The following is a 26,117-nucleotide window of genomic DNA, read 5'->3' as shown; positions in this document are numbered from 1 at the left end:
AGTGAGGGAATCCCGATGAGCTTACTCAGGTAAGTGATTCGGGTGACTAAGCGCAGCCAACGCACATGCAACTTGAAGTATGACGGGTATAGGAAGAAATGTGGTTACTGCTCGTCCTCTTCTTCACCATCGTCAAAATGGTGTTTTTCGTCGCTATCATTACTGTCATTAAACGCGTCATCATCTTCGTCAAACATCACCGCGACGTTGTCACCCTGATGATTCTGACGGATCTCCGCGGCAACCAGTGCTATCGCCTGGCCGCTGCTCATGCCCTCAGACATGAGTTCCTGAATACGCTCTACGGCATCTTGCTGCTGCTTGTGCGTCAGTGCGGGCATACCTGCAATCATGATAATTTCCTGGTTGGTAAATTCGCACGTATCATCGCATGCCCGCTTCGGCATACACCAGTATTTCTGCTTTGTGGTACGCTGTGGGCAGGGAAATCGACACGCTATCAACACAACCATACTGTAGACACAACACGAAGAACATGACTGCCGCCAATACGACTCACGTAACCGACACCAGCGATTCGACTACCGCAACGGGTTCCGCCGCTATCTATCACGCTCTGCCTTACTACCCGACCGTGCTGCTCGATCGCTTTGCGCCCTTTTCCCAACAGCCATGGGCGATGTTGCTGCATTCCGGGTTTGCCGATCATCCGCATAATCGCTTCGATATTATGGTCGCCGATCCGCGAGTCACACTTTGCACGCACGGAAGCAAAACGGAAATCACGCGTGACGGTGTAACGAGAATAGTGGACGGCGATCCATTTGCTTTGCTGCAACAGCAGCTTGATTCACTCGCGCTGTCCGCGGAAACACATCCTGATTTCCCTTTTCAGGGAGGCGCACTTGGCCTGTTCGGCTACGATCTGGGACGGCAGATTGAAACGCTGCCCGCACAGGCCGAGCAAGATATCGATTTGCCGGATATGGCGGTGGGTCTCTACGACTGGGCGCTGGTTGCCGATCACCATCGACAAACGTTAACGCTGATCGTACATCATTCTCTTCAGGCGCGGCTCGACGGGTTAGCCACTCCGCCCGTTACCGTCCCAAAAGCCGATTTCAACCTTACCAGCAGTTGGCAGCCGAATATGTCACGCGAGGCGTACGGCGAAAAATTCCGCACAATACAGGACTACCTTCTGGCGGGAGACTGCTATCAGGTCAATCTGGCGCAGCGCTTTTCTGCGGCTTACGAGGGCGATGAATGGCAGGCATTTTTACGACTGTCAGCAGGCAATAAGGCGCCTTTTTCTGCCTTCCTGCGCCTGCCGGAAAATACCGTCATCAGCGTATCGCCGGAGCGTTTTCTCTGGCTGGAAAATCACCGCATTCAAACGCGCCCGATTAAAGGCACACTGCCGCGACTCTCTGATTCGGAAGCTGATAAACAGCAAGCGGTGCGACTCGCTAATTCGGAGAAAGATCGCTCAGAAAACCTGATGATTGTCGATCTCCTGCGTAACGACATTGGTCGTGTCGCGGTGCCAGGCAGCGTCCGCGTGCCGGAGTTGTTCGTCGTCGAACCTTTCCCCGCGGTGCACCATCTGGTCAGCACCATTGAAGCACAGCTACCGGAAGATTGTCCTGCAACCACGCTATTACGCGCCTGTTTCCCCGGCGGCTCGATTACCGGCGCACCCAAAATTCGCGCGATGCAGATTATTGAAGAACTGGAACCTCAGCGCCGCAATGCCTACTGCGGCAGCGTCGGCTACATCAGCCTCTGCGGAACGATGGATACCAATATCACCATCAGGACGTTACTAACCGAACACGGCAGAATTTACTGCTGGGCGGGCGGCGGCATCGTCGCCGACAGTAAGGAACAGGCTGAATATCAGGAAACGTTTGATAAAGTGGGCCGCATTCTTCCCCTACTGGATGGCTCCCAGACAATTCAGGTACCGAGTGAATGAGTGAGATCGCCTTGCCGCCAACGGCTTTTGCGCTGAACGATTTTATTACGCGCTTTCAGTTACAGCTTCCGCCATCGCTGCGGCCTGTGCACCAGCAGCGTCAGGCTGCGGTTCTGGTGCCGATTATTTGTCATCCTACGCCCACGCTGTTATTGACCCGACGTTCTGCCGAACTGCGTAAACATGCCGGGCAAGTGGCGTTCCCCGGCGGTGCGGCGGATAAAGAAGATCGTTCCATCATCGAAACGGCGCTGCGTGAAGCGCAGGAAGAAGTGGCTATCCCACCGGAAAATGTCCAGGTGCTGGGCGTATTACCGCCGCTAGACAGCGTCAGTGGATTTCAGGTCACACCGGTTGTCGGGCTGATCGCTCCACAGACTCGCTTTCATCCCAATGAAGATGAAGTCGCCGAACTGTTTGAAATGCCGCTGGACGAGGCCTTCGCGTTGACACGCTATTACCCACTGGATATTGAGCGCAAGCAGCAACGCCATCGGGTTTATCTTTCCTGGTATCAGCAGCAGTTTGTCTGGGGGCTAACCGCCGCCATCATACACCAGCTCGCCTTACAGATTTCCGACAAGCCCTAAGCTCAATGCCGCGTTCAGCGGCTTTTGGCTCACCACTTCTTTTCCCTCGCCAAATATCCTTATTTAAAAAGCGGCCTTTGCGCTCAAAAAGCACCCAGCCATAGGATTTACAATGACTTAACTCACATTTAGGATAAGTTAAATTATGCGATGACATAAGTTTATTTCATGCGAAAAAGAAAGCCACACGACATATTCCACACTACAATAGCGCGATTTGACGAGTTTTATTCTAATCTTTGGGTATATATCCACTAAAATTCAGGTCATGTCTCGCCAGAACCGAAATCATCAGATACTTCGCAGCATAACTATCTGATTATGATGAAGGAACCGGATGCAGGCGATCAGATAACAAAGAGTGGGTACGACCCTGAGTCTTTGAGGAGTTTCGCGTGATAAGCGTTTTCGACATGTTTAAGATCGGTATTGGCCCCTCTAGCTCTCATACGGTTGGACCGATGAAAGCCGGTAAGCAATTTGTCGATGAATTGATCACCCAGGATCGACTAACCGCGACCACGCGCATTGCCGTCGATGTGTATGGCTCGCTGTCACTGACGGGTAAAGGCCACCACACGGATATCGCTATCATTATGGGTCTGGCGGGTAACATGCCGGATACCGTTGATATTGATGCCATTCCCGGTTTCATCCGCGATGTTGAGCAACGCGAACGCCTACTGCTGGCTAACGGGCAGCACGAGGTCGATTTCCCACGCGAAGGTGGCATGGTTTTCCGCAGTGAAAATCTGCCGCTGCACGAAAACGGCATGACCATCACCGCCTTTGCCGGCAATAAAGAAATTTATAGCAAAACCTATTACTCCATCGGTGGCGGCTTCATCGTCGATGCAGAGAATTTTGGCAAAGACAGCGCCACTGATGTATCCGTTCCCTATACGTTCAATTCCGCCAAAGAGATGCTGGATCACTGCAAACAAAGTGGCCTGTCGCTTTCCGGGATGGTAATGCGTAACGAGCTGGCGCTGCACAGCCGTCAGGACATTGATGCCTACTTTGCCGATATCTGGCAGACAATGCGTGCCTGTATCGATCGCGGCATGAACACCGAAGGTGTTTTACCTGGACCGCTGCGCGTGCCACGTCGAGCTTCTGCGCTGCGCCGTATGCTGGTGTCTTCCGATAAACTGTCCAACGACCCGATGAACGTGGTGGACTGGGTCAATATGTTCGCGCTGGCGGTGAATGAAGAAAACGCCGCAGGTGGCCGTGTAGTTACCGCGCCAACGAACGGTGCGTGCGGCATCGTCCCCGCTGTCCTCGCTTATTACGACCACTTCATCGAGCCGGTTAGCCCGACCATTTATATTCGTTACTTCCTAGCGGCGGGCGCGGTTGGCATTCTGTACAAAATGAACGCCTCCATCTCCGGTGCGGAAGTAGGCTGTCAGGGTGAAGTGGGCGTCGCCTGCTCCATGGCCGCCGCTGGACTGGCAGAGCTGATGGGCGCGAGCCCGGAGCAGGTTTGCGTCGCCGCTGAGATCGGCATGGAACACAATCTGGGTTTAACCTGCGACCCAGTTGCCGGCCAAGTACAGGTTCCGTGCATCGAACGTAACGCGATTGCTTCCGTTAAGGCGATTAACGCCGCCCGCATGGCAACCCGCCGCACCAGCGAAGCACGCGTCTCGCTGGATAAGGTGATTGAAACCATGTACGAAACGGGTAAAGACATGAACGCCAAATACCGCGAAACCTCACGGGGCGGACTGGCGATTAAAGTGCAGTGTGACTAGTCCGCACCCCACTTCTGTTTTTATTTCCACCTATTAAAAAGCCCCGCTAATTGGCGGGGCTTCATTGTGTCATCTACTTACGCAGAACCACTTACGCGTCTTCATCCTCTTCCCGCTCGATGATGCGTTCTACACGCACCAATTCAATACGGTATTCGGACACTTCGATAATGTGGAAGCGCAGGTTGTACAACTCGATGATGGCACCGACTTTCGGGAACTCATCACTATGCGCCAACAGCATTCCTGCCAGTGAAGCATAATCTTCTTTCGGATCAACCAGCTCGCTGCTATTCACCACCTGTTGCAAAGCGTGTAGATCCGTTCCGCCTTTCACCAGCCAACCTTCGCCGTCAGGGATGATATCCAGCGTTTCGTCTTCATCCGGGAACTCACCGGCAATCGCTTCCAGCACGTCCAGCGGCGTTACCAACCCCTGCACCACACCAAATTCGTTGGCGATGATGACCAAGCTACCTTTCGCACGACGCAGAACGGGCAGCAGGTTAATCACATCCAGCGTTTCCGGCACGACGATTGGCGGGTTAGCCGCAGCAAAGCTTTCCACATCGGTCTGCGTTTCCAGCGCTACAAGCAGATCCTTGGCGCGGACGACGCCGATAAGCTCATCCAGCGAACCGCGACAGATTGGGAACAGGCTGTGAGGCGTATCCAGCAACTGCATGCGGATCTGTTCGACCGAACTTGCACTATCCACCCAGGAAATTTCAGTACGCGGCGTCATCACGCTGCGCAGCGAACGCGAGGCTAATGTCAGCACGCCGCTGATCATATTGCGCTCTTCTTCGGCGAATTCCTCGGTTGTGAGTTTCTTCTGCGGCTCATCCGCATCCACATCGTCCGTGTTTTTCCGTGAACCCATCAGGCGCAGAATGGCCTCTGCGGTACGTTCACGCAAAGGACGGTGCGACTGATGCTTCATAAAGTTATGACGGGCAATTTGGTTAAACAGCTCGATCAGGATAGAGAAGCCAATCGCCGCATACAGGTAACCTTTCGGAATGTGGAAGCCAAGACCTTCCGCCATCAGGCTCAAACCAATCATCAGCAAGAAGCTGAGACACAGGACAACCACCGTTGGATGCTCGTTGACGAATCGGGTCAACGGCTTAGAAGCAATCAGCATGACGCCCATTGCAATGATCACCGCCGTCATCATGACGCCCAGGTGATCGACCATGCCCACCGCAGTAATCACGGCATCCAGCGAGAACACCGCATCTAGCACGACGATTTGTGCCACGACGGCCCAGAAACTCGCATGGGCACGATTGCCATTGCCGTCGTGCGTTTTATTCTCTAGCCGTTCATGTAGCTCCATCGTAGCTTTGAACAAGAGGAACACACCGCCGAACAGCAAAATCAGGTCACGACCCGAGAAGCTGAAATCGCCAAGGCTAAACAGTGGACGCGTCAGTGTGACCATCCAGGAAATCAAAGACAACAGCCCCAGACGCATTAACAGCGCCAGGCTTAAACCGATAATGCGGGCTTTATCTCGCTGTTTGGGGGGTAATTTATCCGCCAAAATGGCGATAAACACCAAATTGTCGATACCCAGAACAATTTCCAGTACCACCAGCGTCAATAAGCCTGCCCAGATTGAAGGATCTAGCAAAAATTCCATGTCAGACTCCAGAAAATGAACGAGCAGATGACATCAATGCATGAATCGCATTGAATGGTAATAAAAAGAGTTGGTGTGAATCAGAGAGATTCTGAATGTGGTCTGAGTGACCAGCTGAGTACAGAAAACCGCCAGCATTAGCGGGAAAACAGAGAACGTTTTGTCGGTGACAGTCCATGGGAAGGGCTGATGCCCGGTGCTCCTAAGCAATTTAAGGGACGTTTACTCTAACAGGTTGTTACCAATTTTCACAAAGAATTTCTTCCGGTCAGCTTCGCATTGATAACGCGCCCAAATTTTCCCATTCAGAGCCCTTTTAGCCCTTGATTTAACTGGTCAGCATTAGAGCATCATCACACTATTTATTTTTTCGATAAGTAAAATAAATCTGTCAGTCACGATTTTCTGGCCTGACAACCTGGAGGAACACAGTGAATGTCATGAATCCACGGTAAAATTTTTTCTTGCAGCCATACTAATACCGCGACGGTTAACGTTTTCACTACCGGAACGCTGACCCGGTTTCCTGACACATTGACTCTTTTTTGATCGTGAACGTGAGGAGGTAGCAAGTGAGTATTGCAATCATGTTATGCACTCACGGCGCCACTGCGGGACCGCTGTTAAAGACAGCAGAAATGATTCTTGGCGAGCAAAGTAATGTCGCCTGGATTGATTTCGTTCCTGGAGAAAACGCCGAAACATTGATAGAAAAATATCAGGAAAAACTCACGCAGTTAGACACATCACAAGGCGTGCTGTTTCTCGTTGATACCTGGGGCGGCAGCCCATTCAACGCCGCCAGCCGCCTCGTCACCGACAAAGAAAACCATGATGTTATCGCCGGCGTGAATATTCCCATGCTAGCGGAAACCTTTATGGCCCGGGATGATAATCCGTCCTTCTCCGATCTGGTTTCTATCGCGTTGGAAACCGGCAGAGATGGCGTAAAAGCGCTGAAGCATCAGGAAAAAGCCAAAGTCGCCCCCCCTTCTCCTCCACCAACCCCAAAGGCCAACGCTGTACCCACACCGGCAGGACCCGGCGAACACATGAAAATTGGGCTGGCTCGTATCGACGACCGCCTGATTCATGGTCAGGTCGCCACACGCTGGACGAAAGAAACCAATGTTTCGCGCATTATTGTTGTCAGCGATGAAGTCGCCGCCGATCACGTGCGTAAAACGTTGCTGACTCAGGTTGCGCCACCGGGCGTTACCGCGCACGTGGTGGATGTGGCAAAAGCCGTTCGTGTTTATGACAATCCGAAATATGCCGCTGACCGCGTGATGCTGCTGTTCACCAATCCGACGGATGTATTAACGCTGATCGAAAATGGCGTAAACATCACCTCGGTCAATATTGGCGGGATGGCATTCAAGCAGGGGAAAACGCAGGTCAATAATGCCGTCTCTATCGATGAGAAGGATATTGCAGCGTTCCGTGAATTAGATAAACGCGGTGTTGAATTGGAGGTTCGGAAAGTATCAACCGATTCCCGAATTAAAATGATGGACTTAATTAACAAAATGCCGCGCTGATACCCATCGAGCTACGAAGGTTATTAACGCTAATGTCACCATCAATAATAGTTTTATAGACCTGACGATTTTCAAGATAGGTATTTATGTCCAAATAGAAAATCAACGGAGATGGCGATTTATTTTTACTCAGACACATTTTATAGGAGAAGTACGATGGAGATTACCACACTTCAAATTGTGCTGATATTTCTCGTCGCGTGTGTTTCGGGGATGGGTTCGATTCTTGATGAATTCCAGTTCCACCGTCCACTCGTCGCCTGTACGCTGATTGGTGCAGTGTTAGGTGATTTAAAAACGGGGATCATTATCGGCGGTACGCTGGAAATGATCGCGTTAGGCTGGATGAACATCGGTGCGGCCGTCGCACCAGATGCGGCGCTGGCGTCCATTATCTCAACCATTCTGGTTATTGCTGGCGGTCAGGGGATCGGCGCAGGGATTGCTCTGGCAATTCCGCTCGCTGCCGCTGGGCAAGTATTAACCATCATTGTTCGTACTATCACCGTTGCGTTTCAGCATGCGGCAGACAGTGCGGCAGAGCGAGGTAATCTAACGGCTATCAGTTGGATTCACGTTTCTGCCCTCCTGCTACAGGCCATGCGTATCGCGATTCCTGCAGTAATCGTTGCCGTTTCCGTTGGTACCGACGCCGTTCACGCGCTGCTGAACTCCATCCCGGAAGTGGTGACCAACGGTCTGAATATCGCCGGGGGCATGATTGTCGTTGTGGGTTATGCGATGGTCATCAACATGATGCGCGCGGGCTACCTGATGCCGTTCTTCTATCTTGGCTTCGTTACCGCTGCGTTCACCGAGTTTAACCTGGTGGCGCTGGGCGTAATTGGTATTGTGATGGCGGTGCTGTATATCCAGCTCAGCCCGAAATATAACAAGGTTCAAGGCCAACCGGTTTCATCAGGCAATAACAACCTTGATAACGAACTGGATTAACAGGAGTGAGCAAAATGGTCGACAATACGAATGTTAAAAAACTCACTGACAGCGACATCCGCGCGGTGTTTATCCGTTCCAACCTGTTTCAAGGCTCCTGGAACTTTGAACGTATGCAGGCACTCGGCTTCTGTTTTTCCATGGTGCCGGTGATTCGCCGTCTTTACCCTGAAAATTCGGAAGAGCGTAAACAAGCAATCAAGCGCCATCTGGAGTTCTTCAATACGCAGCCTTTTGTTGCCGCTCCGATACTCGGCGTAACGATGGCGATGGAAGAGCAACGTGCGAACGGTGCGCCTATCGATGACGCGGCAATAAACGGTCTGAAAGTCGGGCTGATGGGGCCACTGGCTGGCGTCGGCGACCCGATATTCTGGGGCACTGCACGTCCGGTATTCGCTGCGCTAGGCGCAGGGATTGCCATGAGCGGCAGCCTGTTAGGGCCGATTCTCTTCTTCGTTTTGTTTAACCTGGTTCGCCTGCTGGTGCGTTACTATGGCGTCGCCTACGGCTACCGCAAAGGGATCGATATCGTCAGTGATATGGGCGGTGGTTTCCTGCAGAAAATGACGGAGGCGGCCTCGATTCTCGGGTTGTTCGTCATGGGGGCGTTGGTCAATAAATGGACTCACGTCAACATCCCGATGGTGGTGTCGACAGTGACGAATCAGAACGGGGAAACCACAGTGACCACCGTTCAATCCATCCTTGACCAGCTCATGCCGGGACTTGTTCCCCTACTGCTGACGTTCGGCTGTATGTGGCTATTACGGCGCAAGGTAAATGCGCTGTGGCTGATTATGGGCTTCTTCGCCATTGGTATCTTCGGGTACTGGATCGGCCTGCTCGGCGTGTAATGTTCAGTGGCCGGGTGCCAACACACCCGGCTATTTTTATTCACGGACACAGATAGTCAACGGACAAGGGTAATACGGATGACAATGACAGATATCACGCTGGTTGTGTTGATTGCGTTAGCACTGGCTTATGCCATCTATGATGAGTTCATCATGGATAAACTCAAAGGAAAAACCCAACTCCTTGTCCCTCTGAAGCGGATGAACCGGCTCGATACGCTGATTTTCATCGGTTTAGTGGGCATTCTTATTTATCAAAACGTGATGAATAATGGCGCTATTATTACCACCTATCTTTTGATTTCTCTGGCCTTCATGGCGTGCTATCTGGCTTATATTCGTCGTCCAAAGCTGGTATTTAAAAAAACCGGTTTCTTTTATGCGAATATATTCATTCCTTATACCAGAATTAAAAATATGAATTTATCTGAGGATGGTGTATTAGTCATCGAACTGGAGAAACGCCGTTTATTGATACAGGTTACTCAGCTTGATGATTTAGAGAAAATATATAAATTTATGATTGAGAATCAATAAGGTAAATTTATCAGGTAAATCATTTCAAATAACCACGGGTATACACCTTCTCTTTAGATGGCATTTTAACCACATTAACCTTGTCGTTATTTTGTACGATCGTTCTCTTCTGGTAATCAAATGAAAATAATTATCAATTGCATTATTAACACTTAAAACTTTTAGTGTTGTTTGCACCATAAATAATATGGTAAGGTTGCGCCGTCATTGGGGAGTAGCCGATTTCTGATTAATCAACATTCACAATAATTCATCAGAAATGCTCGTATCAACATACTCGTTTTATCTCCTATCACCGGAGCATAGACGTGGTGCGGGCGGCCAAGCGTGATTGGCAGGCAAGACCATAGACACGTAAGATCGTCATTCGGGTTGGGGATGATCTGCGTGTATATGGTTAATCGTCCAGCCGAGGCTATTTACAATGAATATGTCAGCAACACTTATCCTAGCATTTGGTATGTCAATGGATGCCTTCGCCGCGTCAATCGGTAAAGGTGCCGTCCTACATAACCCCCGTTTCCGCGATGCCATTCGCACCGGCCTCATCTTTGGTGTTATTGAAGCAATCACCCCGCTCATCGGCTGGGCACTTGGTTTCTTTGCCAGTCAATATATTCTCGAATGGGACCACTGGGTTGCCTTTACGCTGTTACTGATTCTGGGCGGTCGCATGATCGTCGAAGGCCTCAAAGGTTCTTCAGACTGCCGCTGCGAAAAAGTCAAAAATCATAGTCTGGCGCTGTTAGTTTGTACCGCCATCGCCACCAGCCTGGATGCCATGGCAATCGGCGTCGGTCTGGCCTTCCTTCAGGTCAATATTTTCCATACCGCGATGGTGATAGGTTGTGCCACCATGATTATGGTGACGCTCGGAATGATGATTGGCCGCTATATCGGCCCTATCTTCGGCAAAAAAGCGGAAGTGGTTGGCGGGCTGGTTCTGATTGGTATCGGTTGTAATATTCTGTACGAACACCTCGGCTACGCCGCCTGATAAAATACATTTCACATTAACGGGCAGCCCGATTATCGCGATGCCCGTTTTTTATTCTTCTCGATTACGCTACCGCCCCGCCATCAATACGCTGATGCAAGCGGATAATAAAGTCCGTTTCACAACTAAACGTGACTGCCGCCTGCAGTCGCTCGCTAACGTCCGGCGTTGCTCGCCAGGCGAAGGGCGTCATTTGCAATAACGCCGCGGCTTCATTCCCAGATAACTGCATTGGGTACGCGAGCGTTTGTTGATCCATAAGCTGAAAGCCTGCGAGCACTTCATCTTTACGCGGATGTAATAACACCTCGTCGTAAACTTCTGCTTTTAGTTGATAAAGATGTCGTGGCCCCGGAGACACCGTCACCACCCAACCGCCAACCTTAACGGTGCGCTGTAACTCCGCGTCATTACACGGCGCATAGATTTTTACTACAGCATCAAGGGATTGATCCTGGAAAGGTAACCGCTGGCTGGAAGCAACGCAAAACTCAACGTTGTCATATCGCTTTGCCGCGCGCTGAATCGCCGCTTTGGACACATCCAGCCCGTATATCGTCATCGTTCTGCGCGATGTGAGACGATGAGCCAGCTCGGCAGTGTAATACCCTTCCCCACAGCCGATATCCAGCAGCGCCGCAGCGTCATCGGTCACAATACGATCAACGTGCTGCGCAACAGCATCACGTAGCGGTTGATAGTGACCAGCCTCCAGAAAGCTGCGCCGCGCCTGCATCATTTCAGCACTATCACCAGGCTGTTTTGAACGCTTAAACTGCACTGGCAACAGATTAACGTACCCTTCTTTCGCACGGTCAAAGCTATGTTTACCACACGTCCATTGCCGCGGGTGTCGCTCCAGAGGTAACTGGCATAGCGGACACTGATAACTCATCGGCACATTTTCCTCATTAAAAACGTCTTCATTGCATTACAGGTGTAGATAAAAGTATCACTGGTGCAGATAAAACGCAGACAACAAAAAACCCGCACCATGGCGGGTTTTGCAACAGAACTGTAAAATTACAGCGCAGTGACGTTTACTGCAGAAGGACCTTTCTGGCCATCCTGAATTTCGAATTCTACGTTCTGGCCTTCAGCCAGAGTTTTGAAGCCGTTGCCTTGAATTGCAGAGAAGTGTACGAATACATCTTTGCTGCCGTCAGCAGGAGTGATGAAACCAAAGCCTTTAGACTCGTTGAACCACTTAACCTGACCTTTAATCTTTGCCATTTCAAATATTTCCTTTAATTGTTTAAACCGCCAAAAAGGCGTTATACAGACAAACCAAAGTCGTTACTGCTTGAGGCACTAAGATAAGGATCGGCAGAGAAGCAGCATGCAACACTAAAGGTTGTACTTAAGTCTTCTTTACTGAAAATGCCATTCATATACAGAACTGTACCTCGTTTTACCCAGAAGCGTTATTACACACTATGTAAACGATGGCAAGGGCTTTTTTATCAGTCGTGGACATGCCGCACAAATTCGCGTCATCCTTGATTCATTAATACACGATCATGCTCGCTGACACCTATATTCACAGGCTGTTTCTAACACAGAACAATAAGCACACTTCTGATTCTATTATGCAAAAAAATACGCGACAACCGTCGCATTTCTGGCACAGAAGCATCGGCAATCATAACAAAAAGCTATAATTGGCGCTCTGCTATGAAAGCATATTGACCATTAACAAAAAAGCGTGCCCGACTACAGTCACGCTTATATCAATGTTTAAAATCGATTGTCATTTTTATGCTATCTGTATCTTTTGCATTAATACATTACATAATAGAAATTATTTATAACCTAACATTTCGTCACGTTAGGAATTAACTGCTTTGAACCAGCAGCACTAATAATATCACCAAAAAAGTCAATAAGACTAAACTTGCCAGCTTCCAACGTCGCTCTGATTTTGTGCTCATATCACTTACAATCCTTTCGTATCCAATAGAGACATCTCTCACATTCTTTATGGTTTATCGGCAGTCTTCGGTATTTTCTTAAGGATGCATCAGATTCCTCGCTTCTTTTGGCGTAAATTTCACCATGTGTATAGCTATGTATAGTCGCGCGACAGTTCACTGCCGTTACCGTTAGACTTTCGTTGTAACCTTAAGTACGATTCATTAAATTAAAGCAACATTTCTGTTATCAAAGGAGCATGATGCGTTCCTTACCCGCGCAAGTGCGTACTACGTGCCTGCGAACAGTGATTTCTTGTGTCATGAGACACCCTCAATTATTCACTCCCCGCCTTTCTCTGCCTCTTGACTTAAATGATATTGATAATTATTCTCAAGTAACACTTTCACGGTTTGTAAGGATATCCGCATGATTGGTTTTCACGCTCATTTACCTGCCCTATTCCGTCGCATCGCGCTGCCGTGCGCTTTACTGCTTTTAGCCAGCACCTCTGCTCAGGCGGCTGAAAAGCTTAAAGTCATCACGACCTTTACTATCATTCAGGATATCGCACAGAATATTGCGGGCGATGCGGCGACGGTTGAGTCCATCACCAAACCCGGTGCGGAAATTCATGATTATCAGCCAACACCACGCGATATTGTTAAAACACAGTCTGCACAGCTGGTGCTGTGGAACGGCATGAATCTCGAACGCTGGTTTACGCGCTTTTTCGAGAACGTGAAAAACGTGCCCGCCGTTGTAGTGACGGAAGGCATCACGCCGCTTCCTATCCGCGAAGGTGCCTATAATGGCAACCCAAACCCGCATGCCTGGATGTCGCCCTCCAACGCATTAATCTATATTGAAAATATCCGCAAAGGTCTGGTGCAAGCCGATCCCGCGAATGCAGAAACGTATAACCGTAACGCTAAAGCTTATGCGGAAAAAATTAAGGCTCTCGACGCGCCGCTGCGTGAGCGTCTTGCCCGTATCCCAGAACAGCAGCGCTGGTTAGTCACCAGTGAAGGGGCGTTCAGCTATCTGGCAAAAGATTATCAGTTCAATGAAGTCTACCTCTGGCCAATCAATGCCGACGAACAAGGTTCACCGCAACAGGTGCGTCGGGTTATCGATACCGTACGTGAGAAGGCTATCCCTGTCGTATTCAGCGAAAGCACCGTTTCCGATAAGCCGGCAAAACAGGTCAGTAAAGAAACGGGGGCGAAATATGGCGGCGTGCTGTATGTTGATTCGCTGTCCACAGAGAAAGGCCCCGTGCCGACCTATATCGACCTGTTAAAAGTGACGGTGGAAACTATCGCTAAAGGATTTAATCAATGAGTAGTGATCGAGCAGTACAGTCATTAGAAGTCAATGATGTTTCGGTTACTTACAGCAACGGGCATCAGGCTATTCGCCATGCCTCTTTTTCTCTGACTGGCGGTACGATTTGCGCCTTGGTTGGCGTAAACGGCAGTGGAAAATCAACGTTGTTCAAAAGCATCATGGGGTTGGTCAAGCCAACCTCAGGGCAGGTACTGCTCAACCAGCAACCGATCTACCAGGCACTGAAACAGAATCTGGTTGCTTATGTTCCACAAACAGAAGACGTGGACTGGAATTTCCCCGTTCTGGTTTCCGACGTGGTCATGATGGGACGCTACGGGAGGATGAATTTCCTGCGTATTCCCAGTAAACAGGATCGCGCTATTGTAGCGGAGTCGCTGGAGCGTGTCGGGCTATCAACGCTGCAACATCGCCAGATCGGTGAACTGTCCGGTGGACAGAAAAAGCGCGTCTTTCTGGCACGGGCGCTTGCTCAACAAGGCAGCGTGTTGCTGCTGGATGAGCCTTTCACCGGCGTAGACGTTAAAACAGAGAACGCTATTATCGACCTGCTTCGCACCTTGCGCGATGAAGGGCATTTGATTTTGGTGGCAACCCATAACCTCGGTAGCGTTCCTGAGTTTTGTGACAACGTTATTTTGGTTAATCGCACCGTTTTAGCTGCAGGACCGACACACAGCACCTTTACCCAAAGCAATTTGGAGAAAACGTTCGGTGGTGTTCTGCGACACATCAACCTCGGGGGATCTCATCTTCACGATGATGACGATGTCCGTTCGGTGACGGTGCTAACAGACGATGAACGTCCGGCTGTGTTCTATGGGTCGACCAAGAGCGATCCTCCTGCGTCACGCGTGATACCGGAGGAGAAAAAGCCCTGATGATCGATATCCTGTTGCAGCCATTCAGTTATAACTACATGGTCAAGGCGATCTGGGTCAGCGCGATTGTCGGCGGCGTGTGTGCTTTTCTTTCGGCGTATCTGATGCTGAAAGGCTGGTCATTGATGGGCGATGCGCTCTCCCACTCGGTCGTCCCCGGTGTCGCAGGGGCCTATGCTCTGGGCCTGCCCTACGCGGCGGGTGCATTTTTTACCGGCATGCTCGCCGCGCTGGCGATGACGCTTATTCGTCACATTACCCGATTGCGCGAAGATGCGATTATCGGCTTTATTTTCTCAACGTTTTTCGCTGTCGGCCTGCTGATTATTTCGCTCAACCCGACATCGGTTAACGTGCAGTCCATCATTTTTGGCAATATTTTGGGCATTGCTGACGAAGATATTCTGCAAGTTGAAATCATCATCGGCGTAACGTTCGTGATTCTCTGCCTGCTGTGGAAAGATCTGCTGGCCGTGTTCTTTGATGAGAACCATGCCCGTTCCATTGGCCTTTCCCCGCTGAAGCTGAAAATTCTGTTCTTTACGCTGCTGAGTGCCTGTACGGTCGCAGCGTTGCAAACTGTCGGGGCGATTTTGGTGATCGCGATGGTAATTACGCCGGGTGCCACGGCTTACCTGCTCACCGATCGCTTTGGTCGTCTGGTGGTGATTTCGATTGCACTTGGTGCGATCACCAGCGCCGTCGGGGCGTATCTAAGCTTCTTCCTTGATGGTGCAACCGGCGGCGTGATTGTCACGTTGCAAACCGTCGTCTTCCTGTTGGCGTTTGTCTTTGCACCCAAGCATGGGCTGCTGGCATCGCGCCGCCTGCGGTTACGCGATCAATCAGGAGATGCATTATGACGCTCGTTAGCTGGCTCATCGATCCCCTGTCCTACCCATTCATGCAGCGTGCGTTACTCGCCGCCGTCGTCACCGGTACAGTCTGCGCCGTGCTGTCGTGTTATCTGGTGCTGAAAGGCTGGTCGCTAATGGGGGATGCCATTTCCCATGCCGTGCTGCCCGGCATCGTTGTCGCGTTTTTACTGGGGATCCCATTAGTTATCGGGGCTTTCGTTTCCGGTATTTTTTGTGCGGTCGCAACGGGCTACGTGAAGGAACACAGTCGGGTCAAAGAAGACACGGTCATGGGGATCATCTTTTCCGGCATGTTTGCACTGGGGCTCGTGATGTTTGCGCGCATCGATACCGATCAGCACCTGAACCATATTCTGTTTGGTAACGTGCTGGGTATCACTCAGCAAGAGCTGACGCAAATCTTACTGATTGCTGGGGTGACGCTGGCCGTCATCTTGCTAAAGCGCCGCGATTTTATGCTGTACTGCTTCGATCCCAATCATGCCCGCGTTATCGGCCTGCCCGTTAAGCTGCTGCACTACGGATTGCTAAGCCTGCTGGCGATGACGATTGTCGCATCATTACAGGCCGTCGGCGTTATTCTGGTGATTGCGATGCTGATTGCACCGGGCATTATTGCCTTCATGGTCTGTAAGCGCTTCGAGCGGATGGTTCTCGTCGCCACGCTGGTTTCCGTCATTTCCTGTATTGCCGGCACCTTGATCAGCTTCTACATCGATGGCGCCACAGGCCCTTGCATCGTCATCGTTCAGGCCCTGTTCTTTACGTTAGCACTGACCTACCACCAGCTTAAACTGCGTCGCCAGGCAACATCTCAGGCTATCACCGACGCACTGTAACCCTTTCTCTCGATAAATCCCTTAGTATGACGTAACCGGAAAACAACCGCCGGTTACGTCAGTTATCTCTCTTTTACTTCTTCATCAGCGGATTGAGCGCCATCCTAACCCCGTTGTGTTTAATTCCGACTATACTTGTTTCGCGCTATCTCCACCGATCGGTTATCACTGTGCTATAGATTCCATTTTTATTGCGCTCAATGGGTTACCGTAAACGAATCACCCCAGTGAACAGCAGGGTATCAGGCAACATCAACGGGAGGATGACCTTATGTGGCAAGCTATCAGCCGACTTTTGGAAGAACATCACGGTGCTGCGGATATTCAGGAGCGTCGCGAATTATCTGGCGGTGAAATACATCCGGCCTGGTACATCCGCTACGGCGAGCACGACGTCTTCGTAAAATGCGATAGTCGTGAAATGCTGGCCAAATTCACGGCTGAAGCCGATCAACTTCATTTGCTGAGCCGCAGTAATACGGTGCGTGTCCCCACCGTCTACGGGGTCGGTAGCTCACGCGATAACAGTTTCCTACTTCTGCAATATCTTCCCGTCAAACCGTTGGATGCGCACAGCGCCTGGTGCCTGGGTGAACAGTTAGCACGCCTGCACCAGTGGAGTGACCAGCCGCAATTTGGGCTGGATTTCGATAACGACCTCTCAACAACGCCTCAGCCAAACAGCTGGCAGCGGCGCTGGGCGACCTTTTTTGCCGAACAGCGTATTGGCTGGCAGTTGCAGTTGGCGGCGGAGAAAGGGATGCATTTTGGTCACATTGAAACGCTGATCGCACGCGTTGAGGAACGTCTGGCAGGACATCAACCTCAGCCGTCGCTCTTGCACGGTGACCTATGGCCAGATAATTGTGCGAATAGTCAGGATGGCGCTTATCTGTTCGATCCGGCCTGCTATTGGGGAGACAGAGAATGTGATTTAGCGATGCTGCCGCGCTATCCGGCCCTGCCCCCACAGATTTATGACGGTTACCAGAGCGTGTGGCCGCTGGATAAAGGCTTTATCGATCGCCAGCCCATTTACCAGATTTATTATCTGCTTAACCGCGCCAATCTTTTTGGCGGCAAACATATAGTTGAAGCGCAACAGCTCATTGAACGGCAGCTTTTGATCTAAGGCGGGGCAGCTGCACTAAGATGAGGTGTTTGCTCTAAAGATGAGAAGAATACGGCGTCTGGCGCAATCGTTGCGCCAGACCGTCAATCAGACTGGTAATCCTAATAAACGTAATACCAGATAGCCAATACCCGCGATAATCACCGGCAGGATATAAAGCGGAAAGAATTGCACAAAAATCGTGTGTCCTGGCACAACCACACGTGATTCCAGCGTTTCACGCGTGTTCCCGCCATCCCCTTTCATCTTTTCCAGAATCAGTTGATCTTCAATACCTTCCTTGATGGCCTTAGCCTGACGAGACATCCGGGCACCCGAAACCTGCAACGCCAGGCCAACAAAAATCAGGATGTAGATCAGCCAAAACATCAGCGTCGCCCCACTGAAAAAACGCGTAAAATCCGGTACTGGCGAGTTGTACCAAAAAATGTTCAGGAAAGGCGTATTAAAGCGCACCATATCGACCATCAGGTGCACAAAATCCAGAAGAACAGCATCAATCCCCTGTTTTTTCTGGGTATAAGCGTAGAGATAATTAGCCAGCGAGACGAAGGTTGAAAGCAGCGCGGGGATAAAAAGGATCCATCCGGCAATGCGTTTAACGACGGCAATACGGCCAGCCTGTTGATACGTCATGAGAACCCCTTCTTAGCGACGCAACATCGGTAATGTATCGTTTTAGTACGACGGGTAGCCTACTGTAACTTTACGCGCAGTCAACACTTTATCTCCCGCACCGCCTGATCGGCCACAATAGCGATTGACTCCGTCATACATCGCGCTACGTGTACGTTGGCTGTCATTCAGCCCTGCCAAAGGGCTACCCCTGACGCTCGGTGCTTCACGTTGTTCAAAATGCTCGCATAGCGTCCTGCAACTCAACTTATTTAAGGTATAGTTTATCAGTAAATTTTCTTTTCCTTTGCTGACGGAGCCAGTGGTATGTCCTTTGATTCTTCTATACGAGCAGCGATTTTCGATATGGATGGGCTGCTGATTGATTCGGAACCGTTGTGGGACAAAGCCGAACTGGAGGTTATCGCCTCGCTTGGCGTCGATATTTCACTACGAGAATCCATGAAAGATACTCTGGGTTTACGCATCGATATGGTGGTTGAACTCTGGTATCAACGCTCTCCTTGGGCGACACCAAGCCGGGACGAGGTTGTCCGTCGTATTATCGATCGCGCGATTGAACTCGTTGCCGAACAGCGCCCCCTCCTGCCCGGCGTCGAACATGCGCTGCAACTGTGTCGTGAACAGAATATCAAAGTCGGGCTGGCTTCCGCTTCGCCGCTCCGCATGCAGCAGCAGGTGCTGCGAATGTTTAACCTGGAACACTACTTTGATGTCCTAATGTCAGCCGAGACACTGCCGTATAGCAAACCTCATCCGGAGGTGTATTTGAATGCAGCAAACGGACTCGGCGTTCCTCCGACACAATGTGTGACGCTGGAAGATTCGGTGAACGGCATGATCGCAACCAAAGCGGCACGCATGCGTTCAATCGTTATTCCACAGGCTGAGTTTCGCGATGACGCTCGCTGGGCGCTGGCAGACTATAAGCTGGATTCCCTGAATCAGCTGACCGCAGAACATTTAGGCTAGGGATTTGGGTGTAGGAATAAAGAAGTAAAAGAATAGAAAAGCAGACATCGCGGGATATGACGAAAGCGTGGCCAGTCTACTGGCTGACCACGCTTTGAGGCATTACAGGAAATCAGCTCGCTTAGGCGAGAAAGCATCGATCAGGACGCTGCCGTCTTCCAGCGAGACCACGCCGTGCATCTCGTTTTTCACTGCCAGATAAGCATCGCCGGTTTTCAGGATACGTTTCTCACCTTCGATCACGACTTCAAAGCTGCCAGCAGCAACATAAGCAATCTGATCGTGGATTTCATGGAAGTGCGGCGTACCAATCGCACCTTTATCAAAGTGCACGTAAACCATCATCAGCTCATCGCTCCAGGTCATGATTTTACGTTTAATGCCACCGCCCAACTCTTCCCATGGCGTTTCATCATCAATAAAGTATCTTCTCATCATCATCTCTCCTCTAACGCTTTTACTGCCCATACCTTTTATTGCGTCAACAAACCGTGCATGACCGACAACAAGGGTATGACTATGGATTGCGACATTTTAGCCACATCAGTACCAGAAGAAACATAAAATAAGCAAAACCATGACGGCCCTCAAGAAATAAATAAAACATTATTTCATTTTTATTGAATTCACATCCCATCCAAACTATCATCCCGCATAACAAGAAAGAACCGGGCAGATTGAGGAACAGGTGACGTTGTCACTGCCACGCAGCATCATCTGTTTCGCCCGGCGCTTTCACCAAGACAAGAACGGTTAGTAATGAAACGGCAGTTTTCCACACGATGGGCAGCAGCAAGAAAACCCGTCATTAGAGTAATAAAAAACGAGCGGGCGGTGATTTCACCGATCTGGTCGATGCATTCCGGTGTTAGCACCAGACGCTACACCTTTATCTGGGGCATGGTTGGCGAGAATCAAGTTTTCGGTGACATGGATCACGTCAAGGTTAGCGAGTTACGTTAATCGCTTTCAACCGGAATTACCGGTGTTCCCTACAGTAACAGCTAACGACTAAGTATTTTGTCGCTTATAGAGAGATTACAGATATGATTTTAAATTCTTTTGATTTGCAAGGTAAAGTTGCTCTGATCACTGGTTGTGATACAGGTTTGGGTCAAGGCATGGCTATCGGTCTGGCACAAGCAGGCTGTGATATCGTCGGCGTCAACATCGTTGAACCGAAAGACACTATCGAGAAAGTCACCGCACTGGGACGCCGTTTCCTGAGCCTGACCGCCGACATGAGCAATGTCTCTGGTCATGCAGAGCTGGTAGAGAAAGCTGTTGCTGAATTTGGTCACGTTGACATTCTGGTCAACAACGCCGGTATCATCCGTCGTGAAGATGCGATCGAGTTCAGCGAGAAGAACTGGGACGACGTAATGAACCTGAACATTAAGAGCGTTTTCTTTATGTCTCAGACCGTTGCTCGCCAGTTCATCAAGCAAGGTAAAGGCGGTAAGATCATCAACATCGCTTCTATGCTGTCCTTCCAGGGTGGTATCCGCGTACCTTCTTATACCGCATCAAAAAGCGCCGTTATGGGTGTAACCCGTCTGATGGCGAACGAGTGGGCAAAACACGGTATCAACGTCAACGCAATTGCACCGGGATATATGGCTACCAACAATACCCAGCAACTGCGCGCTGATGAAGAACGCAGCAAAGAAATTCTGGATCGTATCCCAGCTGGCCGTTGGGGTTTGCCACAGGATCTGATGGGCCCATCCGTCTTCCTGGCATCCAGCGCATCTGATTACATCAATGGTTACACGATTGCCGTTGATGGTGGCTGGCTGGCTCGCTAAGGGAAATCTTTCTTAGCGGCATTTCGCCAACCTACGATAAAAAGCACAATTTCGGTTGTGCTTTTTATTTGTTTTTCAAGTTGTTATTTCGTTTTTAATGATTCTTTCTCCTGCCAAAATCCTTTCTTAAAAAAAATCAAAACAACGTTCCGACTTTGATCACACTTTCGATATTGCGTGCATGACGGCAAGGTTAATAGCGCAATATAATCAATCAAAACAGTGTTTCTATTTATAAGGAACTGTTCACACGGTTCCATAAGAAGGTACTCCATGAGTATTTTTGAAAGCTTATACACCAGCAGGAAATCGCAGCTCGACGAATGGGTTGCAGCACTCGATAGCCACATTGCCTGCGTTCAGGAGAAAGGCCGCAGCCAAAGTCAGCCGACGTTATTATTGGCTGACGGTTTTGATGTGGAAAATTATGCACCTGCGATGTGGAAATTCCCAGATGGACATAGCGCTCCTATTTCTAATTTTGCCAGCCAGCAAAATTGGCTAAGAACGCTGTGTGCCATGAGCGTCGTTACGGGTAATGAGAGTTACCAGCAGCACGCTATCGCACAAAGCGAATATTTCCTGGATCATTTCGTTGATGATAATAGCGGCCTGTTCTTCTGGGGCGGTCACCGCTTTATTAATCTGGATACGCTGGCAGGCGAAGGGCCAGAATCCAAAGCTCAGGTGCATGAATTAAAACACCACCTGCCCTATTACGCGTTGTTGCATCGTGTTAATGCGGAAAAGACGCTGAATTTCTTTCAGGGTTTCTGGAACGCACACGTTGAAGACTGGGATTCACTGGACCTAGGCCGTCATGGTGATTACAGCAAAAAACGCGATCCAAATGTGTTCCTGCATGCCCGCCATGATGTCGTCGATCCGGCACAGTGGCCTGTTCTGCCATTAACGAAGGGGTTAACTTTTGTTAATGCTGGCACAGACCTGATTTATGCCGCATTCAAATACGCAGAATATACGGGCGATAGTCACGCCGCGGCTTGGGGTAAACATCTTTATCGCCAATACGTTTTGGCCCGCAACCCAGAAACTGGTATGCCAGTGTATCAGTTCAGTTCACCACAGCAGCGCCAGCCGGTGCCGGAAGACGATAACCAGACGCAATCCTGGTTTGGCGATCGTGCTCAACGCCAGTTTGGCCCAGAGTTCGGTGAAATCGCGCGTGAAGCCAATGTGCTGTTTCGCGATATGCGCCCACTGCTGATTGATAACCCACTGGCAATGTTGGATATTCTCCGCACGCAGCCTGATGCAGAAACGCTGAACTGGGTTATTTCAGGGCTAAAAAATTACTATCAGTACGCCTACGATGTCACCAGCAATACACTGCGCCCGATGTGGAACAACGGCCAGGACATGACAGGCTACCGTTTTAAACGCGATGGCTATTATGGTAAAGCGGGTACGGAATTAAAACCGTTTGCATTAGAAGGTGATTATTTATTACCGCTGGTTCGTGCTTATCGTCTGAGCGGCGATGAGGACCTGTATGCTCTAGTTAACACCATGCTGACACGGCTGAACAAAGAAGAGATTCAGCACATCGCCAGCCCGGTACTTTTGTTGACCGTTATCGAACTGGCCGATCATAAACAATCAGAATCCTGGGCACATTACGCCGCGCAGTTGGCTGACGTTTTGTTTGAACAACATTTCCACCGTGGTTTGTTCGTTCGCTCCGCACAGCATCGTTATGTTCGTCTGGATGATACCTATCCGCTGGCTTTACTGACTTTCGTTGCCGCTTGTCGCAACAAATTAAACGATATCCCACCGTATCTGACACAAGGTGGATATGTTCACGGGGATTTTCACGTTAATGGGGAAAATAGAATTGTTTATGACGTGGAATTAATTTATCCAGAGTTATTAACAGCTTAATTTTATGTTTTTTTTAATGGTTCACAATTAATCAATAGGTAAGCATTATGAATGAAAACAGAATGCTGGGGTTAGCCTATATCTCCCCCTATATTATAGGGCTGATAGTTTTTACCGCTTTCCCCTTTGTTTCGTCATTTATCCTCAGTTTTACTGAGTATGATTTGATCAATCCGCCTGAATTTACGGGGCTAGAAAACTATCACCGTATGTTCCTGGAAGATGATCTCTTTTGGAAATCCATGGGCGTCACCTTTGCCTATGTATTTCTGACCATTCCATTGAAATTAATCTTCGCATTGTTAATTGCGTTTGTACTTAATTTCAAATTACGTGGTATCGGTTTCTTCCGTACTGCTTACTATGTGCCTTCTATTCTGGGCAGCAGCGTGGCAATCGCCGTTCTGTGGCGAGCACTGTTCGCTATCGATGGCTTGTTAAACAGCTTCCTCGGCGTGTTTGGCTTTGACGCTATCAACTGGCTGGGCGAGCCGTCGCTGGCACTGATGTCGGTAACGCTGTTGCGCGTATGGCAGTTCGGTTCCGCCATGGTTATCTTCCTGGCTGCATTGCAGAACGTTCCGCAATCTCAGTATGAAGCGGCGATGATCGACGGTGCATCTAAATGGCAAATGTTCCTGAAAGTAACGGTACCGCTGATTACACCAGTTATTTTCTTTAACTTTATCATGCAGACCACTCAGGCATTCCAGGAGTTTACGGCACCTTACGTCATTACTGGCGGTGGTCCAACGCACTACACCTACCTGTTCTCGCTCTATATCTACGATACGGCGTTCAAGTATTTTGATATGGGCTACGGTGCTGCATTGGCATGGGTTCTGTTCTTGGTTGTTGCGGTATTTGCGTCTATCTCCTTTAAGTCGTCGAAATACTGGGTGTTCTACTCCGCTGATAAAGGAGGAAAAAATGGCTGACATGCATTCAAACCTGACGACAGCACAAGAAATTGCTGCTGCAGAAGTACGCCGCACGCTGCGTAAAGAAAAAATCAGTGCCGCTATCCGTTACGTGGTTCTGCTGTTCGTTGGCTTGCTGATGCTTTATCCACTGGCGTGGATGTTCTCAGCATCGTTCAAACCGAACCATGAGATCTTCACCACGTTGGGTCTGTGGCCAGAACACGCCACTTGGGACGGTTTCGTTAACGGTTGGAAAACCGGTACGGAATACAATTTCGGTCACTACATGATTAACACGTTCCAGTATGTGATTCCGAAAGTGGTTCTGACCGTTATTTCCTCGGTGATTGTGGCTTATGGCTTCGCTCGCTTTGACATTCCGTGGAAGAACTTCTGGTTTGCTACGCTGATTACTACCATGCTGCTGCCAAGCACCGTACTGTTGATTCCGCAGTACCTCATGTTCCGTGAAATGGGCATGCTGAACAGCTATCTACCACTGTATTTGCCGCTGGCGTTTGCAACACAAGGATTCTTTGTGTTCATGCTAATCCAGTTCCTGCGTGGGGTACCACGTGATATGGAAGAAGCCGCACAGATCGATGGCTGTAACTCCTTCCAGGTGCTGTGGTATGTGGTCGTGCCGATTTTGAAACCAGCCATCATCTCTGTTGCGCTGTTCCAGTTCATGTGGTCAATGAACGACTTCATCGGTCCGCTGATTTATGTCTATAGCGTGGATAAGTATCCGATTGCGCTGGCGCTGAAAATGTCTATCGACGTTACTGAAGGCGCTCCGTGGAATGAAATTCTGGCCATGTCCAGCATCTCCATTCTGCCATCCATTATTGTTTTCTTCCTGGCACAGCGTTACTTCGTACAAGGCGTGACCAGCAGCGGAATTAAAGGTTAATAGAGGATTTATCATGGCTGAAGTTATTTTCAAAAAGTTGGAAAAAGTATACACCAACGGTTTCAAAGCGGTTCACGGCATCGACCTGACCATTAAAGACGGTGAATTCATGGTTATCGTCGGCCCGTCTGGCTGTGCGAAATCCACTACGCTGCGTATGCTGGCGGGTCTGGAAACCATCAGCGGCGGTGAAGTCCGTATCGGCGAGCGCGTTGTTAACAATCTGGCGCCAAAAGAGCGTGGGATTGCCATGGTGTTCCAGAACTACGCCCTCTACCCTCACATGACGGTAAAAGAGAATCTGGCATTTGGTCTGAAGCTGAGCAAACTGCCTAAAGAGCAAATTGAAGCGCAGGTTGCTGAAGCATCCAAAATTCTGGAGCTGGAAGACCTGATGGATCGTCTGCCGCGCCAGCTGTCTGGTGGTCAGGCACAGCGTGTGGCCGTAGGCCGTGCCATCGTTAAAAAGCCAGATGTGTTCCTGTTTGACGAACCGTTATCTAACCTGGATGCCAAACTGCGTGCTTCGATGCGTATCCGTATTTCTGACCTGCATAAGCAGTTGAAGAAAAGCGGTAAAGCAGCAACAACAGTCTATGTTACCCACGATCAGACTGAAGCAATGACCATGGGCGACCGTATCTGCGTCATGAAGCTAGGTCACATCATGCAGGTCGATACGCCAGACAACCTGTACCACTTCCCTGTCAACATGTTCGTTGCTGGCTTCATTGGCTCACCAGAAATGAACATCAAGCCGTGTAAACTGGTCGAGAAAGACGGTCAGATTGGCGTTGTGGTGGGCAACAACGCGCTGGTATTAAACAGCGAGAAGCAAGACAAAGTCCGCAGCTATGTCGGACAAGACGTCTTCTTCGGTGTTCGCCCAGACTATGTTTCCGTGTCAGATACGCCATTTGAAGGCAGCCACTCACAGGGTGAGTTGGTTCGCGTAGAAAACATGGGTCACGAATTCTTTATGTACATTAAAGTCGATGGCTTTGAATTAACCAGCCGTATTCCTTATGACGAAGGTCGGCTGATTATCGAGAAGGGACTGCATCGTCCGGTGTATTTCCAGTTCGACATGGAAAAATGCCATATTTTTGATGCAAAAACAGAAAAAAATATCTCTCTTTAACAGGA

Annotated in this window: 26 protein-coding genes and 1 pseudogene; 20 read left to right on the top strand and 7 right to left on the bottom strand. The window is 49.7% G+C overall.

The window, feature by feature from the left end:
* Nucleotides 1-104: 104 nt before the first annotated feature.
* Nucleotides 105-353: a YoaH family protein gene (locus HP572_RS08005; RefSeq protein WP_240585282.1), complete on the bottom strand. Its 249-nt coding sequence runs from the start codon at nt 351-353 to the stop codon at nt 105-107.
* A gap of 143 nt (nt 354-496) precedes the next feature.
* On the opposite strand from HP572_RS08005, the gene pabB reads away from it, so the two are divergent.
* The 3 genes from pabB (at nt 497) to sdaA (ending at nt 4,289) form a co-directional block, all read left to right on the top strand.
* The gene (gene pabB, locus HP572_RS08000; protein WP_240585281.1) at nt 497-1,939 is read left to right on the top strand and encodes an aminodeoxychorismate synthase component 1; all 1,443 of its coding nucleotides are present in this window, start codon (nt 497-499) and stop codon (nt 1,937-1,939) included.
* Complete coding sequence (locus HP572_RS07995; protein ID WP_119888757.1) at nt 1,936-2,529, top strand: CoA pyrophosphatase; 594 nt, start codon at nt 1,936-1,938, stop codon at nt 2,527-2,529. Before pabB ends, HP572_RS07995 begins: the two co-directional genes overlap by 4 nt.
* A gap of 395 nt (nt 2,530-2,924) precedes the next feature.
* The gene (gene sdaA / locus HP572_RS07990) at nt 2,925-4,289 is read left to right on the top strand and encodes an L-serine ammonia-lyase (protein WP_039511315.1); all 1,365 of its coding nucleotides are present in this window, start codon (nt 2,925-2,927) and stop codon (nt 4,287-4,289) included.
* 91 nt (nt 4,290-4,380) lie between these two features.
* On the opposite strand, the gene HP572_RS07985 is transcribed toward sdaA, so the two are convergent.
* Complete coding sequence (locus HP572_RS07985) at nt 4,381-5,937, bottom strand: TerC family protein (RefSeq protein WP_205550614.1); 1,557 nt, start codon at nt 5,935-5,937, stop codon at nt 4,381-4,383.
* Nucleotides 5,938-6,509: 572 nt separating this feature from the next.
* On the opposite strand from HP572_RS07985, the gene manX reads away from it, so the two are divergent.
* From manX to mntP, 5 genes are all read left to right on the top strand, one after another.
* Entirely contained in the window at nt 6,510-7,478 is a 969-nt protein-coding gene (gene manX, locus HP572_RS07980; RefSeq protein WP_240585280.1) for a PTS mannose transporter subunit IIAB, read from the top strand.
* Nucleotides 7,479-7,634: 156 nt separating this feature from the next.
* The gene (locus HP572_RS07975; RefSeq protein WP_010299942.1) at nt 7,635-8,432 is read left to right on the top strand and encodes a PTS mannose/fructose/sorbose transporter subunit IIC; all 798 of its coding nucleotides are present in this window, start codon (nt 7,635-7,637) and stop codon (nt 8,430-8,432) included.
* 14 nt (nt 8,433-8,446) lie between these two features.
* Nucleotides 8,447-9,289, top strand: coding sequence for a PTS mannose transporter subunit IID (locus HP572_RS07970; protein ID WP_205550618.1), 843 nt, complete (start codon nt 8,447-8,449; stop codon nt 9,287-9,289).
* 78 nt (nt 9,290-9,367) lie between these two features.
* Nucleotides 9,368-9,826: a DUF986 family protein gene (locus tag HP572_RS07965; protein WP_240585279.1), complete on the top strand. Its 459-nt coding sequence runs from the start codon at nt 9,368-9,370 to the stop codon at nt 9,824-9,826.
* 424 nt (nt 9,827-10,250) lie between these two features.
* The gene (gene mntP, locus HP572_RS07960) at nt 10,251-10,823 is read left to right on the top strand and encodes a manganese efflux pump MntP (protein ID WP_205550622.1); all 573 of its coding nucleotides are present in this window, start codon (nt 10,251-10,253) and stop codon (nt 10,821-10,823) included.
* 64 nt (nt 10,824-10,887) lie between these two features.
* On the opposite strand, the gene rlmA is transcribed toward mntP, so the two are convergent.
* The 3 genes from rlmA to HP572_RS07945 all read right to left on the bottom strand — a co-directional run bounded on the left by rlmA (nt 10,888) and on the right by HP572_RS07945 (nt 12,214).
* Nucleotides 10,888-11,718 carry a 23S rRNA (guanine(745)-N(1))-methyltransferase gene (gene rlmA / locus HP572_RS07955; protein ID WP_240585278.1) on the bottom strand — a complete coding sequence of 277 codons (831 nt, stop codon included), beginning with the start codon at nt 11,716-11,718 and terminating at the stop codon, nt 10,888-10,890.
* Nucleotides 11,719-11,846: 128 nt separating this feature from the next.
* On the bottom strand, nt 11,847-12,056 hold the full coding sequence (gene cspE, locus HP572_RS07950; RefSeq protein ID WP_005968829.1) for a transcription antiterminator/RNA stability regulator CspE: 210 nt from the start codon (nt 12,054-12,056) through the stop codon (nt 11,847-11,849).
* A gap of 41 nt (nt 12,057-12,097) precedes the next feature.
* On the bottom strand, nt 12,098-12,214 hold the full coding sequence (locus tag HP572_RS07945) for a DUF2627 domain-containing protein (protein WP_085996916.1): 117 nt from the start codon (nt 12,212-12,214) through the stop codon (nt 12,098-12,100).
* Between the two features lie 949 nt (nt 12,215-13,163).
* On the opposite strand from HP572_RS07945, the gene HP572_RS07940 reads away from it, so the two are divergent.
* The 5 genes from HP572_RS07940 (at nt 13,164) to HP572_RS07920 (ending at nt 17,814) form a co-directional block, all read left to right on the top strand.
* Entirely contained in the window at nt 13,164-14,078 is a 915-nt protein-coding gene (locus tag HP572_RS07940) for a metal ABC transporter substrate-binding protein (protein ID WP_039469270.1), read from the top strand.
* Nucleotides 14,075-14,965 (top strand): manganese/iron ABC transporter ATP-binding protein, encoded by an 891-nt coding sequence (locus HP572_RS07935; RefSeq protein WP_039315210.1) that lies wholly within the window; start codon nt 14,075-14,077, stop codon nt 14,963-14,965. Before HP572_RS07940 ends, HP572_RS07935 begins: the two co-directional genes overlap by 4 nt.
* Nucleotides 14,965-15,828, top strand: coding sequence for a metal ABC transporter permease (locus HP572_RS07930; RefSeq protein WP_010275570.1), 864 nt, complete (start codon nt 14,965-14,967; stop codon nt 15,826-15,828). The genes HP572_RS07935 and HP572_RS07930 overlap by 1 nt, the downstream gene beginning before the upstream one ends.
* A complete protein-coding gene (locus HP572_RS07925; RefSeq protein WP_240585277.1) occupies nt 15,825-16,682 on the top strand; it encodes a metal ABC transporter permease in 858 nt (285 codons plus the stop codon). The genes HP572_RS07930 and HP572_RS07925 overlap by 4 nt, the downstream gene beginning before the upstream one ends.
* 271 nt (nt 16,683-16,953) lie before the next feature.
* Nucleotides 16,954-17,814, top strand: coding sequence for a fructosamine kinase family protein (locus HP572_RS07920; protein ID WP_039469262.1), 861 nt, complete (start codon nt 16,954-16,956; stop codon nt 17,812-17,814).
* 87 nt (nt 17,815-17,901) lie between these two features.
* Here the strand turns inward: HP572_RS07920 and HP572_RS07915 are convergent, their stop codons facing one another.
* Entirely contained in the window at nt 17,902-18,450 is a 549-nt protein-coding gene (locus HP572_RS07915) for a YniB family protein (RefSeq protein WP_205550626.1), read from the bottom strand.
* 306 nt (nt 18,451-18,756) lie between these two features.
* Here HP572_RS07915 and hxpB point away from each other — a divergent pair, with 306 nt between their 5' ends.
* Nucleotides 18,757-19,422 carry a hexitol phosphatase HxpB gene (hxpB, locus tag HP572_RS07910; protein WP_240585276.1) on the top strand — a complete coding sequence of 222 codons (666 nt, stop codon included), beginning with the start codon at nt 18,757-18,759 and terminating at the stop codon, nt 19,420-19,422.
* A gap of 102 nt (nt 19,423-19,524) precedes the next feature.
* Here the strand turns inward: hxpB and HP572_RS07905 are convergent, their stop codons facing one another.
* Nucleotides 19,525-19,857 (bottom strand): cupin domain-containing protein, encoded by a 333-nt coding sequence (locus HP572_RS07905; RefSeq protein WP_010275594.1) that lies wholly within the window; start codon nt 19,855-19,857, stop codon nt 19,525-19,527.
* 317 nt (nt 19,858-20,174) lie between these two features.
* Here HP572_RS07905 and HP572_RS07900 point away from each other — a divergent pair.
* The 6 genes and pseudogenes from HP572_RS07900 to HP572_RS07875 form a co-directional block, all read left to right on the top strand.
* Nucleotides 20,175-20,385, top strand: a pseudogene (locus HP572_RS07900) (5-dehydro-4-deoxy-D-glucuronate isomerase); the annotation flags it as partial.
* Nucleotides 20,386-20,468: 83 nt separating this feature from the next.
* The gene (kduD, locus tag HP572_RS07895; protein ID WP_044207793.1) at nt 20,469-21,230 is read left to right on the top strand and encodes a 2-dehydro-3-deoxy-D-gluconate 5-dehydrogenase KduD; all 762 of its coding nucleotides are present in this window, start codon (nt 20,469-20,471) and stop codon (nt 21,228-21,230) included.
* A 273-nt stretch (nt 21,231-21,503) separates the two neighbouring features.
* Nucleotides 21,504-23,135 carry a pectate disaccharide-lyase PelW gene (gene pelW / locus HP572_RS07890; protein ID WP_127031028.1) on the top strand — a complete coding sequence of 544 codons (1,632 nt, stop codon included), beginning with the start codon at nt 21,504-21,506 and terminating at the stop codon, nt 23,133-23,135.
* Between the two features lie 47 nt (nt 23,136-23,182).
* Complete coding sequence (locus HP572_RS07885) at nt 23,183-24,073, top strand: carbohydrate ABC transporter permease (protein WP_005968854.1); 891 nt, start codon at nt 23,183-23,185, stop codon at nt 24,071-24,073.
* Nucleotides 24,066-24,971, top strand: a complete 906-nt coding sequence (locus tag HP572_RS07880) for a carbohydrate ABC transporter permease (RefSeq protein ID WP_044207784.1) — start codon at nt 24,066-24,068, stop codon at nt 24,969-24,971. Before HP572_RS07885 ends, HP572_RS07880 begins: the two co-directional genes overlap by 8 nt.
* Before the next feature lie 13 nt (nt 24,972-24,984).
* Nucleotides 24,985-26,112, top strand: a complete 1,128-nt coding sequence (locus HP572_RS07875) for an ABC transporter ATP-binding protein (protein WP_044207782.1) — start codon at nt 24,985-24,987, stop codon at nt 26,110-26,112.
* Nucleotides 26,113-26,117 lie beyond the last annotated feature (5 nt).

The organism is Pectobacterium sp. PL64, assembly GCF_022477975.1.
GTDB lineage: Bacteria > Pseudomonadota > Gammaproteobacteria > Enterobacterales > Enterobacteriaceae > Pectobacterium > Pectobacterium jejuense.
Note: the sequence above shows the minus strand (reverse complement) of the source record. Positions and strands in the feature narration are given on the sequence as shown.

What these genes read in the sequence shown, in the direction of transcription:
- kduD (WP_044207793.1), top strand. Translation starts at nt 20,469, where the DNA reads ATGATTTTAAATTCTTTTGATTTGCAAGGTAAAGTTGCTCTGATCACT.
- HP572_RS07965 (WP_240585279.1), top strand. Translation starts at nt 9,368, where the DNA reads ATGACAATGACAGATATCACGCTGGTTGTGTTGATTGCGTTAGCACTG.
- pabB (WP_240585281.1), top strand. Translation starts at nt 497, where the DNA reads ATGACTGCCGCCAATACGACTCACGTAACCGACACCAGCGATTCGACT.
- HP572_RS07880 (WP_044207784.1), top strand. Translation starts at nt 24,066, where the DNA reads ATGGCTGACATGCATTCAAACCTGACGACAGCACAAGAAATTGCTGCT.
- pelW (WP_127031028.1), top strand. Translation starts at nt 21,504, where the DNA reads ATGAGTATTTTTGAAAGCTTATACACCAGCAGGAAATCGCAGCTCGAC.
- HP572_RS07985 (WP_205550614.1), bottom strand. Translation starts at nt 5,937, where the DNA reads ATGGAATTTTTGCTAGATCCTTCAATCTGGGCAGGCTTATTGACGCTG.
- HP572_RS07995 (WP_119888757.1), top strand. Translation starts at nt 1,936, where the DNA reads ATGAGTGAGATCGCCTTGCCGCCAACGGCTTTTGCGCTGAACGATTTT.
- HP572_RS07935 (WP_039315210.1), top strand. Translation starts at nt 14,075, where the DNA reads ATGAGTAGTGATCGAGCAGTACAGTCATTAGAAGTCAATGATGTTTCG.
- hxpB (WP_240585276.1), top strand. Translation starts at nt 18,757, where the DNA reads ATGTCCTTTGATTCTTCTATACGAGCAGCGATTTTCGATATGGATGGG.
- HP572_RS08005 (WP_240585282.1), bottom strand. Translation starts at nt 353, where the DNA reads ATGATTGCAGGTATGCCCGCACTGACGCACAAGCAGCAGCAAGATGCC.
- HP572_RS07940 (WP_039469270.1), top strand. Translation starts at nt 13,164, where the DNA reads ATGATTGGTTTTCACGCTCATTTACCTGCCCTATTCCGTCGCATCGCG.
- HP572_RS07970 (WP_205550618.1), top strand. Translation starts at nt 8,447, where the DNA reads ATGGTCGACAATACGAATGTTAAAAAACTCACTGACAGCGACATCCGC.
- HP572_RS07920 (WP_039469262.1), top strand. Translation starts at nt 16,954, where the DNA reads ATGTGGCAAGCTATCAGCCGACTTTTGGAAGAACATCACGGTGCTGCG.
- HP572_RS07875 (WP_044207782.1), top strand. Translation starts at nt 24,985, where the DNA reads ATGGCTGAAGTTATTTTCAAAAAGTTGGAAAAAGTATACACCAACGGT.
- cspE (WP_005968829.1), bottom strand. Translation starts at nt 12,056, where the DNA reads ATGGCAAAGATTAAAGGTCAGGTTAAGTGGTTCAACGAGTCTAAAGGC.
- HP572_RS07930 (WP_010275570.1), top strand. Translation starts at nt 14,965, where the DNA reads ATGATCGATATCCTGTTGCAGCCATTCAGTTATAACTACATGGTCAAG.
- HP572_RS07975 (WP_010299942.1), top strand. Translation starts at nt 7,635, where the DNA reads ATGGAGATTACCACACTTCAAATTGTGCTGATATTTCTCGTCGCGTGT.
- HP572_RS07905 (WP_010275594.1), bottom strand. Translation starts at nt 19,857, where the DNA reads ATGAGAAGATACTTTATTGATGATGAAACGCCATGGGAAGAGTTGGGC.
- rlmA (WP_240585278.1), bottom strand. Translation starts at nt 11,718, where the DNA reads ATGAGTTATCAGTGTCCGCTATGCCAGTTACCTCTGGAGCGACACCCG.
- HP572_RS07925 (WP_240585277.1), top strand. Translation starts at nt 15,825, where the DNA reads ATGACGCTCGTTAGCTGGCTCATCGATCCCCTGTCCTACCCATTCATG.
- HP572_RS07945 (WP_085996916.1), bottom strand. Translation starts at nt 12,214, where the DNA reads ATGAATGGCATTTTCAGTAAAGAAGACTTAAGTACAACCTTTAGTGTT.
- HP572_RS07915 (WP_205550626.1), bottom strand. Translation starts at nt 18,450, where the DNA reads ATGACGTATCAACAGGCTGGCCGTATTGCCGTCGTTAAACGCATTGCC.
- mntP (WP_205550622.1), top strand. Translation starts at nt 10,251, where the DNA reads ATGAATATGTCAGCAACACTTATCCTAGCATTTGGTATGTCAATGGAT.
- HP572_RS07885 (WP_005968854.1), top strand. Translation starts at nt 23,183, where the DNA reads ATGAATGAAAACAGAATGCTGGGGTTAGCCTATATCTCCCCCTATATT.